Raw genomic sequence first — 12,994 nt, forward strand, 5'->3', positions numbered from 1 at the left:
AAAACCGAAGTCTGGGGGATCACGTGCGCACACGGGCGTTCACGGCCGGTCTGGCCATGGTGACGATGCTGGCCGGCTGCAGCGGCCTGGAGGCGCAGTCGGGCGGCCCGGACCCGGCCAAACCGGACTCCGCGTCGGTCTCGGACGCCCGCAAGAAGCTGGACAAGCTCAAGGTCAAGGGCCGAGCCCCGCGCACCGGCTTCGACCGCGACGAGTTCGGCCCCGCCTGGGCCGACGTCGACCACAACGGCTGCGACACCCGCAACGACATCCTCAAGCGCGACCTGAAGGACGAGACGTTCAAGTCGGGCACCCACGACTGCATCGTCCTCACCGGCACCCTGGACGACCCCTACAGCGGCAAGACCATCAAGTTCAAGCGCGGACAGGACACCAGCACGGCCGTCCAGATCGACCACCTGGTGCCGCTGTCGGACGCCTGGCAGAAGGGCGCGCAGCAGTGGTCGCCCACCAAGCGCAAGGAGTTCGCCAACGACCCGCTGAACCTGCTGGCGGTGGACGGCCCGCTGAACAACCAGAAGAGCGACTCCGACGCGGCCACCTGGCTGCCGCCGCGCAAGGCGTACCGGTGCGCCTACATCGCCCGCCAGATCGACGTGAAGAGCAAGTACGACGTCTGGATCACCGACGGCGAGAAGAGCGCGATGGAAGGCATACTCAAGGACTGCTGAGAGCCCCGCCGGGGGCGGTCAGCGTCAGCTCCACGCGGGCCCCGCCGCCCTCGGGCGCCGAGACGGCGAGCGTGCCGCCGCACGACTCGGCGGTGCGCCGCGCGATGTCCAGCCCCAGGCCGGTCGAGCCGCCCCCGCTGATCCCCCGCTCCAGCGACCCCGGGTCGAACCCCGGCCCCGAGTCCTCGACGACCAGCAGGGCCCCGGCCGGCCGGGACGACAGCCGCACGGCCATGGCGGTCCCCTCCGGGGTGTGCGCGAACACGTTGCCGAGCAGCGCGTCCACGCACGCGGCCAGCTCCTCGCCGCCGACGGCGACCGGCGCGGGCGCGTCGGGCAGCGACACCGACACCGGCCGCCCCTGGTCCTCGGCCAGCACCGACCAGAACCGCACCCGCTCGCGCACGACCTCGGCCGCGTCGCACGAGCCGCGCCCGGCCGAGCGCCGTCGCGCCTCGGTGATGACCGCGCTGACCGCCCGCTCCAGCGCGTCCACCCTGTTCTGGACCCGGGCGGCCTCCTCCGGGTCGCGCAGCGACTCGGCCTCCAGCCGCAGCCCGGTCAGCGGCGTGCGCAGCCGGTGGGACAGGTCGGCGACCGACTCGCGCTCGGCGGCGAGCAGGTCGCCGATGCGCCCGGCCAGATGGTTGAGCGCCAGCGCCACCGACCGCACCTCCGGCGGCCCGCCCGGCTCGGCCCGCGCGCTCAGGTCGCCGCCGGCCAGCCGGTGCGACACGCGGGCCAGCCCGACCACGGGCCTGGTCACGGCCAGCGCCAGCCGGTCGGCCAGCACGATGCCGAGCACCATGAGCCCCAGCCCGAGCACGAGCAGCGCCACCCAGGCCGCCCGCACGCCGTGCGTCAGCTCGTCGTCCGGCACGAACACCCTGATCACGGCCGTGCCGTCGGGGGACTGCGCCGAGACCAGCACCTCCCGGCCGCCGGGGGCGGCGGCGGTCACGCTGCGGCCCGTCGCGGCCAGCCGCACGGCGTCGGAGCGGGCGGCGGGCGCGCCCATCGTGCCCCCGCCGGGCAGGAACACCGTCACGCGCCGCGGCACCTGCTCGACGGCCAGCGGCAGGTCGGGCGTGCCGACCGCGACCGCGACGGACTCGGCGGCGGCGGTGGCCCGGCTCATCGCGCCGTTCTCGGCCACCGTGCCGATCAGCAGCGCCATCGGCACCAGCAGGGCGATCAGCACGAGCGACGTCGTCGCCGCCACCAGCAGCGCCAGCCAGCGCCTCACGACGGCCCGACCAGCTTGACCCCGACGCCTCTGACGGTGTGCAGGTAGCGGGGCTCGGCCGCGGTCTCGCCGAGCTTCCTGCGCAGCCACGACAGGTGCACGTCCACGGTCTTGTCGGCGCCGCCGTACGGCAGCCGCCACACCTCCGTCAGCAGCTCGCGCTTGGTGACCACCTCGCCGGGCCGGGCCGCGAGGAAGTGCAGCACGTCGAACTCGCGCGGGGTGAGGTCGAGGGACACCCCGTCGAGCGTGGCCGTGCGCGCCCGGGGATCGACCCGCAGCCCGCCCACGGCCAGCGGCTCCGGCGCGGCCTCGCCCGCGCGCCGCAGCACCGCCCGCACCCGGGCGTCGAGCTGCCGGGCGCTGTACGGCTTGACCACGTAGTCGTCGGCCCCCGCGTCCAGGACGGGCACCATCTCGGCGTCGCCGTCGCGGGCGGTCGCCACGATCACCGGCACCCGGCTCACCGCCCGCAACATGCGCAGCAGCTCGACGCCGTCGAGGTCGGGCAGGCCCAGGTCGAGCACGATCAGGTCGGGACGGTCCTGCACGGCCAGCCGCAACCCCTCCAGCGCGGTCGGGGAGGAGGAGACCGCGTGGCCGAGATCGCGCAGGCCCCGGCTCAACGACGTCCGGATGGTCACGTCGTCCTCGATGAGCAGGATGTCAGCCATATACCCAAACCGTAGACGGTCCGTGGTGATGCACCGGGCATCGTTAGCGTCGCCTTAACCTGCGCTTAGCCGTACGTGGGGGAGGGTGGGAGCGTGAAGCGTCTCGTGCTGGCCTGGGCCGTCACCGCGGCGGCCGCGACCGGGGCGGCCGTGGCCGTGCTCGGCCTGCTCGGAACCGGGGTGACCGGCACGTCCAGCCGCGTGCTCAGCGGGCCGGAGGTGCGCGCCGCGCTCTCCACCGCCACCGCGCGCGCCGCCACGCCCGTGCCGCGGACGTCCGCGCGCGCCCAGGACCGGCTCATGCGCACCGAGGCCGGCACGGTGATCGCCTCCTGCTCCGGCGGCCTGGTCACCCTGCGCTCCTGGAGCCCGGCCCAGGGCTACTCGGTGGACGGCGTCCAGCCCGGCCCGGCCCGCGAGGCGAAGGTCGAGTTCGAGCCGGAGGACGGCGAGGAGGTCGAACTCAAGATCTTCTGCGCCCCCGACGGCCCCGCCACCCGCTGACCGGCCCGCCGGGGCACGGACAGGTCACCGGCCTCCGCGGACTTCCAGCGCCCCCAGCAGCTCCTCGGACGCCCTGGTGATCGCCTCCACGGCCCGGTCGAACGCCTCGGCGTTGTGGGCGGCCGGGGCGCGGAATCCGGAGATCTTCCTGACGTACTGGAGCGCGGCGGCCCGCACGTCGTCCTCGGTCACGCTCTCGGCGTACGGCGGCCGCAGGGTCTTGATGCTTCTGCACATGGTCTCAACGGTAATAGCCGATGCGCTGGCTTATCTCCCTCGCGCCCGCGGCCAGCAACTCACCGACCTCGGGCAGCCGCTCGGGCGTGAGCCGGTACGACGGCCCGGACGCGCTGACCGCGGCCACCACCGAGCCGTCGGCCCCCCTGATCGGCGCCGCCACCGCGTTCAGCCCGACCTCCAGCTCCTCCACCGTGGCCGCCCAGCCGCGCCGCCTGATCTCCTCCAGTCCCAGGCCGTCCGGGGAGGTGACGGTGCGCGGGGTGTAGCGCTCCAGCTCGCCGGCCAGGCGCAGGGCGCCGAAGGCGAGCAGCACCTTGCCGCTGGAGGTGGCGTGCGACGGGGTGCGCTGGCCGACCCAGTTGTGGCCGCTGATCGCCGCCGGGCCGCGCACCTGGCTGATGTTGACCGTGTCGCCGTCCTGGGGGACCGCGATGTTGACGGTCTCGCCGACCGCCTCGGCCAGCCGCAGGCAGACCTCGCGGCCCTCCCTGGACAGGTCGAGCTGGGCCGTGGCCGCGCCGGCCAGCCGTACGACGCCGAACCCCAGCCGGTAGCGCCCCCGGTCGCCGCTCTGCTCCACCAGCCCGCCCTGCTCCAGGGCGGCCAGCAGCCGGAACGCGGTGGACTTGTGCACGTCGAGCTCGACCGCGAGGTCCGTCACCCGGGTGGCGCCCTCGCGGGCCAGGATCTCCAGGATCGCGATGGCCCGGTCGACGGACTGAACCGTCGTGCTGTTGCTCACAGCGCAACAGAATAGCCGCCGGAGCCGGACGGCAGGCGCTACTTCGACGAGGCCGGGGCGAGCTCGCGGCCGAAGTCGGCGGCGATCCTCCGCATGCCCTCGGCCAGCTCGTCGCGGTCGAGGGCGTCGATGCGCTCGGCCGGCCCCGACACCGACATCGCGGCCACCACCCGCTCGCCGTCCCGGACGGGCACCGCCAGGCAGTGGACGCCCAGCTCCTCCTCGCCCAGGTCCGTCGCGTAGCCGCGCTCCTTGACCCGGCCGAGCTCGGCCAGCATGCCGGCCGCGTCGGTGATCGTGTTCGGGGTGCGCCGCGGCATGCCCGTACGCTCGAACACCGCCATCGCCTCCGCGGCCGCCCGCCCTGCCAGCAGCGCCTTGCCCACGGCCGTGCTGTGCGGCAGCACCCGCCTGCCGACCTCGGCGAACATGCGCAGCCTGCGCGGCGAGGGCACCTGCGCCACGTAGACGACGAAGTCCCCTTCGAGCACCGCCAGGTTCGCCGTCTCGCCGGACAGCTCCACCATCCGCGTCAGGTACGGCTGCGCCCACCCGCCCACCATGCTCTCCGCGATGCCGCCCAGGCGGACCAGCCCGCCGCCCAGCGCGTACCGGCGGTCGGACTCCTGGCGCACGTAACCGCGGGCGAGCAGCGTCTGCAGCAGCCGGTGGATGGTCCCGTACGGCAGACCCGTCCGCGCCGCTATCTCCGACAGCCCGGCCTCGCCGCCGTGCTCGGCCAGCGCCTCCAGCACGTCGAGCGCCCGCTCGACCGACTGCACGCTCACAGCGACACCCCGCGCAGGGAGGCGTCCAGCACTTCGGCGGTGTGGGCCACCCTGATCTCCTTCCCGGCCCGGCGCATCGCCGTGGCGATCTGCATCGTGCATCCCGGATTGGCCGAGACCAGCAGCTCGGCCCCGGTCGAGGCGACCGCCCCGGCCTTCCGGTCGCCGAGGTCGCGGGCCGCCTCCGGTTGCAGGATGTTGTACGTCCCCGCCGACCCGCAGCAGATCGCCGACTCGGGGACCTCCCGCAGCTCCAGCCCGGGGATGCCGCGCAGCAGCTCGCGCGGCTGCGCCCGGACGCCCTGGGCGTGGGCCAGGTGACAGGCGTCGTGGTAGGCGACGGTGAGCGGCAGCGGATGCCGCCTGGCCGCCGGGCCCAGCTCGGCCAGGAACTCCGACAGGTCCCGCACCCGGAACCCGGGATCGGCGCCGAACAGCTCGCCGTACTCCTTCATGACCGAGCCGCAGCCGGCCGCGTTCACCACGACCGTCTCGACCCCCGCCCGCCGGAACGCCCTGACCGTCCGGCGGGCCAGCCGCCGGGCCTGATCGGCGCGCCCGGCGTGCACGCTGAGCGCCCCGCAGCAGCCCTGCCCGGGCGGAACGAGCACGTCGCAGCCCTCCAGCGCGAGCACCCGCGCGGTGGCCGCGTTCACCTGCGGGAAGAACTCGCCCTGCACGCACCCGGTGAGCATCCCGACCACGGCCCTGCGCCTGCCCCTGGCCCTGACCAGGCGCGGCAGGCGCTGCCGGTGCTCCACGCGCGGCGCGAGCGCGGCCATGGCGCCCAGGCTCGGATGGACCCGCGTCAGGAACGGCGCCATCCGCCCGGCCAGCCACATCGTCGGCCGCAGCAGCCGCAGCCTGCGCGGATAGGGGAACAGGCTGAACACGATCTCCCGCACCGCCCGATCCCGCGGCTCGCGCACGTGCGTGCGCTCGACCTCGGCGCGGGTCTGCTCGATCAGCCGGTCGTAGCGCACGCCCGACGGGCACGCCGTGACGCACGCCATGCAGCCCAGGCAGGCGTCGAAGTGCCCGGCCATCTCCGGGGTGACCGGAACGCCCTCGACGTGCTGCTTCATCAGGTGGATGCGCCCGCGCGGCGAGTCCATCTCCTCGCCCCACAACGCGTACGTCGGGCACGTCGGCAGGCAGAACCCGCAGTGCACGCAGTCGCCGATCAGCTCCGGGTCCATGGTCACAGGCCTCCCGCCAGCCGTCCGGGCGACATCCTGCGCCCGGGGTCGAACCGTTCCTTGACCCGCCGCATCAACGGCAGCGCGCTCACCCGCCCCCACCTGTCGACCCCGGCGTGCGGCGCGGCCAGCACGTTCACCCGGCCGCCCGCGGCCTCGACCCGCTCCCGCAGCCCGTTCACCAGGCCCGGCAGCGCGTCCTCGGCGACGGGCGCGCCCGGCTCCAGCAGCACCCGGCCGGCGACCACCGACCCGCGCAGCGACAGGCCGCAACCGGCCGCCGCCCGCAGCACGGCGCCGGCCGCCGCGGGCGGGAAACGCACCTCGACCAGCACCTCACCCCGTGGGACGACCCCCCACCAGGACGGCGGCTCGCCGGTCACCGCCCCGCCGCCGCTCAGATCGCGCAGCGCCGCGGCGCGTGCCCGCGCGGCCGTGCCCTCCACCAGCACCGCCAGCGTCACCGGCCCGCCCGGCTCCGGACGGTCCACCTCGACCGCGCTCGGCTCGGCCTGCGCGGCCGCCAGCGCCGCCGCGACGTCCGGCACGTCGTCCGCGGGCATCCCGGCGACCACCCAGCACCGCTCGCCGGGCAGCGGATGCAGCCGGAACGTGGCCTCCGCGATCACCCCGAGGGTGCCGTACGAGCCGGTGAACAGCTTGCCGAGGTCGTAGCCGGCGACGTTCTTGACCACCTTGCCGCCCGACCGGGCGACCGTGCCGTCGGCCAGCACCACCGTGACGCCGATGAGCAGGTCGCGGGCGGTGCCGTAGCGGAAGGCGCGAGGGCCCGGCAGGGCGGCGGCGAGGGTGCCGCCGACGGTCGCCTGCCCGGCGAACGGCACGTCGAGCGCCAGCTCCTGCCCGCGCGCCGCGAGCGCCGCGGCCAGCGCCGCAGTCCGCACGCCGGCCTGCGCGCGCACCACCAGGTCGCCCGCCGCGTGCTCCAGGACCGCGTCCAGGCGGGACAGGCCGAGCAGCACGTCGCACCGCTCCGGCGGCGGACCCCAGTGCAGCTTCGTGCCGCCTCCCGAGGGCACCGCCGCCAGGTCGGCCGCGGCGCACGCGCGCAGCACGGCGGCGACCTCCTCGACGGTCCCCGGCAGCGCCACCCACCGGGCCCCCCACTCGTGCGCCGGGTCTTCGGGCCCGGCCGCCCTGACCGGCACGCCGGTGCCCGAGAACGGATCCGCCATCAGAACTGCTCCGCCCTGCCCGACTCGACCAGCGGGTGCGCGCCCTTGCGCACGCCCGGCACCTCGCCGCACAACCGCGGCGTGGGGAACACCTTGCCCGGGTTGGACAGGCCGCCCGGGTCGAACGCGCACCGGACGAGCTGCATCGTGTCCAGATCGGCGCCGGTGAACATCTTCGGCATGTAGCGGGCCTTGTCCACCCCGACGCCGTGCTCGCCGGTGATCGAGCCGCCGTGCTCGACGCACAGGTCGAGGATCGCGCCCGAGACCGCCTCGGCCCGCTCGCCCGCCCCCGGCTCGGCGTCGTCGAACAGCACCAGCGGGTGCAGGTTGCCGTCGCCGGCGTGGAAGACGTTGGCCACCCTGATGCCGTGCTCGCGCGAGAGCCGGTCGATGGCCGCCAGCACGCCCGGCAGCGACGTGCGCGGCACGACACCGTCCTGGACGATGTAGGCCGGGCTGATCCGGCCGACCGCCGCGAAGGCCGACTTGCGCCCCTTCCAGATGGCCGCGCGCTCCTCGGGACCGGCCGCCACGCGCAGCTCGAAGGCGTCCGAGCAGATCTCCGTCAGCCGCGCGAACTCCCGCTCGACCGACTCCCGTGGCCCGTCCAGCTCGACGATCAGCACCGCGCCCGCCCCCCGCGGGTAGGAGCAGGCGACCGCCGCCTCGGCGGCCTCGATGGCCAGCGCGTCCATCATCTCGATCGCGGCCGGCACGATGCCCGCCCCGATGATCGCCGACACCGCCCGGCCGCCCCGCTCGATGTCCTCGAACGCGGCCAGCACCGTGGTCACCGCCTCCGGCGCCCGGCTCAGCCGCACGGTGATCCTGGTGGCGACGCCCAGCGTGCCCTCCGAGCCGACGAACGCGCCGAGCAGGTCGTAGCCCGGGTCCATGCGGTCGAGGACGACCAGGTCGCCGTCGGGGGTGACGATCTCGCACGCCTCGACGTGGTTGACGGTGAAGCCGTACTTGAGGCAGTGGGCGCCGCCGGAGTTCTCCGCCACGTTGCCGCCGATCGAGCAGACCTGCTGGCTGGAGGGGTCGGGGGCGTAGTAGTAGCCCGCGTCGCGCACGGCCTCGGTGATCGCCAGGTTCGTCACGCCCGGCTCGACCACGGCCCTGCGGTTGGGCAGGTCGATCTCCAGGATCCGGCGCATCTTCGAGGTGACGATGAGCACGCCGTCCTCGCGGGGGAGCGCGCCGCCGGACAGGCCCGTGCCCGACCCCCTGGCCACGAACGGCACCCCGAAGTCGTTGCACATCCGGACGACCCCGGCGACCTGCTCGGCCGTCGCGGGCAGCACGACCACGCCCGGCGTCGCCCGGTGGCTGGTCAGCCCGTCGCACTCGTAGGTGCGCAGGCGTACCGGATCGGTGATCACCGAGTCGGGAGGCAGCAGCGAGCGCAGCGCCGCCGTCAGCGTGTCGAGCACCAGTCACTCTCCAGATCCGTCACCTCTAGTGTGCGACTGTTTCCGCCGGTCTGGCCAGTTTTCGGAGGCAGTTTGGCTGGGTTTCGGGGGGTCCGCTTATTGGCCGGATTTCGGGGGGCCGCTTATCGGCTGGATTTCGCGGGGGTCCGCTTATGTCCGGCGCTGGCGCGCCGGACATAAGCGGAAATTTCAACATCTACGGCATCTGGGCGTACGCCGGCAGCGTCAGGAACTCGGCGAAGTCGTCGTCCAGCGCCACCTCCTTGAACAGCGCCGTCGCCTGCCCGAACAGCCGCTCGTCGTAGCCCGGCTCGGCCGAGATCCGGGCCAGCTCCTCGGCGATGATCCGCTCGACCAGCTCCTTGGTCACCTGCTCACCGGTGTCGGCCAGCGTGATGTCGTTGTGGATCCACTGCCAGATCTGCGAACGGGAGATCTCGGCCGTCGCGGCGTCCTCCATGAGGTTGTGGATCGCGACCGCGCCCAGCCCGCCCATCCAGGCGGCCAGGTAGCGCAGGGCCACGTCGACGTTGTTGCGCAGCCCTGTCTCGGTGATCTCGCCGGGCGTCTCGGAGACCGACAGCAGGTCGGCGGTCGAGACGCGGACGTCCTCGCGCAGCCGGTCCAGCTGGTTGGGCCGCGCCCCCAGGACGCCGTCGAACACCTCGCGGCACACCGGCACGAGGTCGGGGTGCGCCACCCAGGAGCCGTCGAATCCGTCGCCCGACTCGCGCGTCTTGTCCGCCCGCACCTTCTCCAGCGCCACCGCGTTGACCTCGGGGTCGCGCCGGGAGGGGATGAACGCCGCCATCCCGCCGATGGCGTGCGCGCCGCGCTTGTGACACGTGCGCACCAGCAGCTCGGTGTAGGCCCGCATGAACGGCGCGGTCATCGTCACCGCGTTCCGCTCGGGCAGCAGGAACTCCCGCCCCCGCGTGCGGAACTTCTTGATCACGCTGAACAGGTAGTCCCAGCGGCCCGCGTTGAGCCCGGCCGAGTGGTCGCGCAGCTCGTAGAGGATCTCCTCCATCTCGAACGCCGCCGGATAGGTCTCGATGAGCACGGTCGCCCTGATGGTGCCGTACGGGATGCCCAGGAGCTCCTGGGCCCGGGTGAACACGTCGTTCCAGAGCCGCGCCTCCAGGTGCGACTCCATCTTCGGCAGGTAGAAGTACGGCCCCTTGCCCTTGTCCAGCTGACGCTGCGCGCAGTGGAAGAAGTAGAGCCCGAAGTCGAACAGCGACGCCGACACCGGCCGCCCGTCCACCTGGGCGTGCTTCTCGTCCAGGTGCCAGCCGCGCGGGCGCACCACGATCGTGGCCAGCTCGTCGTCGGGCCGCAGTGCGTACGTCTTGCCGCCGGTCTCGAAGTCGATCGCCCGGTCGAGCGCCTCGCGCAGGTTGAGCTGCCCGGACACGCAGTTCTCCCACAGGGGCGAGTTGGCGTCCTCGAAGTCGGCCAGCCACACCTTGGCGCCGGAGTTGAGCGCGTTGATGGTCATCTTCCTGTCGACCGGCCCGGTGATCTCGACACGGCGGTCCTCCAGGCCCGGGGCCGGCGGCGCGACCTGCCAGTCGCCCTCCCTGACCTCCTTGGTCTCCGGCAGGAAGTCGAGCGTCCCGCCGGCCGACAGCTCCGCCTGACGGGTCTGGCGGGCTTCGAGCAGCTCCAGCCGCCTGGCGCCGAACTCCCGCTGGAGAGCCGCCACGAAGCCGAGCGCCTCCGGCGTGAGGATCTCGTCGAACCGTTCGAGCATCGGGCCGGTGATCTCCATGTCCCCCTCTTTTCCGTAGAGTGGAAAACTGATTCTGGATTGTGGAAGTGAAGCTACTCCGCTCAGGGTTCCCGGGTCAAAGGCTGGGGTACCCCTGGGGCGTCGTCGGGGGCATCCCCGATGCGGAGGGGGTCATGCCCGCGAAAAGATCGGGGGCATGAAGACGATTGCTGTGGCGGGCGGGCTGCTGGCCGCCGCGCTGGTGCTGACGGGTTGCCGGATCGAGAGCTTCGGCGGTTCCACGAACCAGGACACCGTGTCCTACCAGGTGACGGACAAGGTTTCCAAGCTGCAGTTGAAGAGCGACGCCGGCGACACGGTGATCACCGAGACCGACGGCACCGCCGTCCGGGTCGTCGAGACGTTGCGCTGGCGAGGCGACGACAAGCCCAAGCCGCAGCACAAGGTCGAGGGCCAGGCGCTTTTCGTGACGTACGACTGCCCGTCCAACTGGGGGAGCTGCAGCGTCGACTACAAGATCGAGATCCCCAGGGGGCTGGCCGTCGACCTCGACAGCGACTCGGGTGACATCACCTTGCGGGCGCTGAGCGGTCAGCTCGACGCGAAGCTCGACTCCGGCGACCTCGAAGGCTCCGGCATGACCGGCAAGAAGGTGTACGTCCAGGCCGACTCGGGCAACGTCGAGCTCAAGTACGCCACCGCGCCGGACAGCGCGGAGCTGCGGGCCGACTCGGGCGACGTCGTCCTGAGGGTGCCCACGGGGTCCTACGACGTGAAGACCGACGTGGACTCCGGCGACGCCACCGTCTCGGTCAAGTCCGACCCGAGCTCCCCCCACAAGATCTCGCTGACCGCCAGTTCCGGCAACGTGACACTCTCGGCGGGATAACCAGGTGATGACGCCGGGGATGTCGTGCCACCATCGTGGGAAGACACCGAGGTGTCCAGACGTTCCCTCATAGAGATGACACGAATGCACGAATACACCGCGCTCGACGAGTTCGAGACCGGCGACATGGACCTCGAGGAGCGCCAGGCGCTGCGCCGCGTGGCGGGCCTCTCCACCGAACTCCAGGATGTCTCCGAGGTCGAGTACCGGCAGCTGCGGCTCGAGCGGGTCGTCCTCGTCGGTGTCTGGACCTCCGGAACCGCCGAAGACGCCGAGAACTCCCTGCTAGAGCTCAAGCTCCTGGCCGAGACCGCCGGGTCCGAGGTGCTCGAAGGGCTCATCCAGCGGCGCCAGAAGCCCGACCCGGCCACCTACATCGGCTCGGGCAAGGCCCTGGAGCTGCGCGACGTGGTCGAGTCGACCGGCGCCGACACCGTGATCTGCGACGGCGAGCTGACCCCCGGCCAGCTCCGCCAGCTGGAGGAGACGGTCAAGGTCAAGGTCATCGACCGTACGGCGCTGATCCTCGACATCTTCGCCCAGCACGCCAAGAGCCGTGAGGGCAAGGCCCAGGTCGAGCTGGCGCAGCTGCAGTACCTGCTGCCGCGTCTGCGAGGCTGGGGCGGCAACCTGTCCCGTCAGGTCGGCGGTCGCGCCGCGGGCGGCGTGGGCATCGGCGGCCGCGGCCCCGGTGAGACCAAGATCGAGCTCGACCGGCGCCGCATCCGCGACCGCATGTCCAAGCTGCGCCGCCAGATCAGCGGCATGTCCACCTCGCGCGAGACCATGCGCCACCGGCGCCAGCGGCGCGAGGTCCCGGCCGTGGCCATCGCGGGCTACACCAACGCGGGCAAGTCCTCGCTGCTCAACCGCATCACCGGTGCGGGCGTGCTGGTCGAGGACGCGCTGTTCGCCACGCTCGACCCGACCGTGCGCCGCGCCCGCACGCCGGAGGGCCGGCTGTTCACGATCGCCGACACCGTCGGCTTCGTGCGCCACCTGCCCCACCAGCTCGTCGAGGCGTTCCGGTCCACGCTGGAGGAGGTCGCCGACGCCGACCTGATCCTGCACGTCGTCGACGGCTCGCACCCCGACCCCGAGGGTCAGCTCGCGGCCGTCCGCGAGGTGTTCGCCGACATCGAGGGCGCCTCCGAGGTGCCCGAGGTCGTGGTGATCAACAAGGCCGACGCGGCCGACCAGGAGGTGCTCGACCGCATCGCCAGGCGCGAGCGCGACAGCATCGTGGTCTCCGCCCGCACCGGCAAGGGCGTCCCCGAGCTCATGCGGCTCATCGAGGAGCGGCTGCCGCGCCTCGACCACGAGGTCCACCTGCTGGTGCCCTACGACCGGGGCGACCTGGTCTCGCGGGCCCACAAGGAGGGCGAGGTGCTCTCCGTGGAACACGTCCAGGATGGCACCGTCCTGCACGCCCGCGTGCTGCCGAGCCTGTTCCAGGAGCTGGAGCGGGTAGGCAAGCCGGTCGAACGCGTCTCTTAGCGGGACGGCTGGGCAGCTCTCGCTCAAAGTAGCGCAGAGCTGCCCAAATAGTGCAGTGGTCCCGGAACCCTGGGGTTGCTAGGATGGCCAGACCTAACGTTGGTCTGGTTTTTTGGTTTCGGTTCTGGGTTTCGGATGATGACCTTGAGTGCG

13 protein-coding genes are annotated in these 12,994 nt (G+C 72.9%); 4 read left to right on the plus strand and 9 right to left on the minus strand.

Annotated features, from left to right (window positions below; translation table 11 throughout):
* Nucleotides 1-23 precede the first annotated feature (23 nt).
* A complete protein-coding gene (locus tag AB0C33_RS25315; protein ID WP_358291955.1) occupies nt 24-692 on the plus strand; it encodes an HNH endonuclease family protein in 669 nt (222 codons plus the stop codon).
* Here AB0C33_RS25315 and AB0C33_RS25320 read toward each other — a convergent pair.
* Nucleotides 679-1,938, minus strand: a complete 1,260-nt coding sequence (locus tag AB0C33_RS25320) for a HAMP domain-containing sensor histidine kinase (protein WP_358291957.1) — start codon at nt 1,936-1,938, stop codon at nt 679-681. The genes AB0C33_RS25315 and AB0C33_RS25320 overlap by 14 nt on opposite strands.
* The gene (locus tag AB0C33_RS25325; protein WP_352322768.1) at nt 1,935-2,612 is read right to left on the minus strand and encodes a response regulator transcription factor; all 678 of its coding nucleotides are present in this window, start codon (nt 2,610-2,612) and stop codon (nt 1,935-1,937) included. Before AB0C33_RS25325 ends, AB0C33_RS25320 begins: the two co-directional genes overlap by 4 nt.
* Before the next feature lie 93 nt (nt 2,613-2,705).
* Between AB0C33_RS25325 and AB0C33_RS25330 the strand changes: the two genes are divergently transcribed.
* Nucleotides 2,706-3,116, plus strand: coding sequence for a hypothetical protein (locus AB0C33_RS25330; protein ID WP_358291959.1), 411 nt, complete (start codon nt 2,706-2,708; stop codon nt 3,114-3,116).
* A 24-nt stretch (nt 3,117-3,140) separates the two neighbouring features.
* Here AB0C33_RS25330 and AB0C33_RS25335 read toward each other — a convergent pair whose 3' ends face one another.
* From AB0C33_RS25335 to aceB, 7 genes are all read right to left on the minus strand, one after another.
* Nucleotides 3,141-3,353 carry a DUF2277 domain-containing protein gene (locus AB0C33_RS25335; RefSeq protein ID WP_352322770.1) on the minus strand — a complete coding sequence of 71 codons (213 nt, stop codon included), beginning with the start codon at nt 3,351-3,353 and terminating at the stop codon, nt 3,141-3,143.
* Nucleotides 3,354-3,357: 4 nt separating this feature from the next.
* On the minus strand, nt 3,358-4,098 hold the full coding sequence (locus AB0C33_RS25340) for an IclR family transcriptional regulator (protein WP_358291960.1): 741 nt from the start codon (nt 4,096-4,098) through the stop codon (nt 3,358-3,360).
* 38 nt (nt 4,099-4,136) lie between these two features.
* On the minus strand, nt 4,137-4,886 hold the full coding sequence (locus AB0C33_RS25345; protein WP_352322772.1) for an IclR family transcriptional regulator: 750 nt from the start codon (nt 4,884-4,886) through the stop codon (nt 4,137-4,139).
* A complete protein-coding gene (locus AB0C33_RS25350; protein ID WP_358291963.1) occupies nt 4,883-6,085 on the minus strand; it encodes a heterodisulfide reductase-related iron-sulfur binding cluster in 1,203 nt (400 codons plus the stop codon). The genes AB0C33_RS25345 and AB0C33_RS25350 overlap by 4 nt, the downstream gene beginning before the upstream one ends.
* A 2-nt stretch (nt 6,086-6,087) precedes the next feature.
* Nucleotides 6,088-7,281 (minus strand): FAD-binding oxidoreductase, encoded by a 1,194-nt coding sequence (locus tag AB0C33_RS25355; protein ID WP_358291965.1) that lies wholly within the window; start codon nt 7,279-7,281, stop codon nt 6,088-6,090.
* Nucleotides 7,281-8,720 carry an FAD-linked oxidase C-terminal domain-containing protein gene (locus AB0C33_RS25360; protein ID WP_358291967.1) on the minus strand — a complete coding sequence of 480 codons (1,440 nt, stop codon included), beginning with the start codon at nt 8,718-8,720 and terminating at the stop codon, nt 7,281-7,283. Before AB0C33_RS25360 ends, AB0C33_RS25355 begins: the two co-directional genes overlap by 1 nt.
* 196 nt (nt 8,721-8,916) lie before the next feature.
* Nucleotides 8,917-10,494, minus strand: a complete 1,578-nt coding sequence (gene aceB, locus AB0C33_RS25365; protein ID WP_358291969.1) for a malate synthase A — start codon at nt 10,492-10,494, stop codon at nt 8,917-8,919.
* Nucleotides 10,495-10,651: 157 nt separating this feature from the next.
* Here aceB and AB0C33_RS25370 point away from each other — a divergent pair, with 157 nt between their 5' ends.
* A complete protein-coding gene (locus tag AB0C33_RS25370) occupies nt 10,652-11,344 on the plus strand; it encodes a DUF4097 family beta strand repeat-containing protein (RefSeq protein WP_358291971.1) in 693 nt (230 codons plus the stop codon).
* Between the two features lie 84 nt (nt 11,345-11,428).
* Nucleotides 11,429-12,841, plus strand: coding sequence for a GTPase HflX (gene hflX, locus AB0C33_RS25375; RefSeq protein WP_352322792.1), 1,413 nt, complete (start codon nt 11,429-11,431; stop codon nt 12,839-12,841).
* Nucleotides 12,842-12,994 lie beyond the last annotated feature (153 nt).

This window comes from Nonomuraea sp. NPDC048881 (assembly GCF_040649795.1).
In the GTDB taxonomy this organism is placed as follows: Bacteria; Actinomycetota; Actinomycetes; order Streptosporangiales; family Streptosporangiaceae; genus Nonomuraea.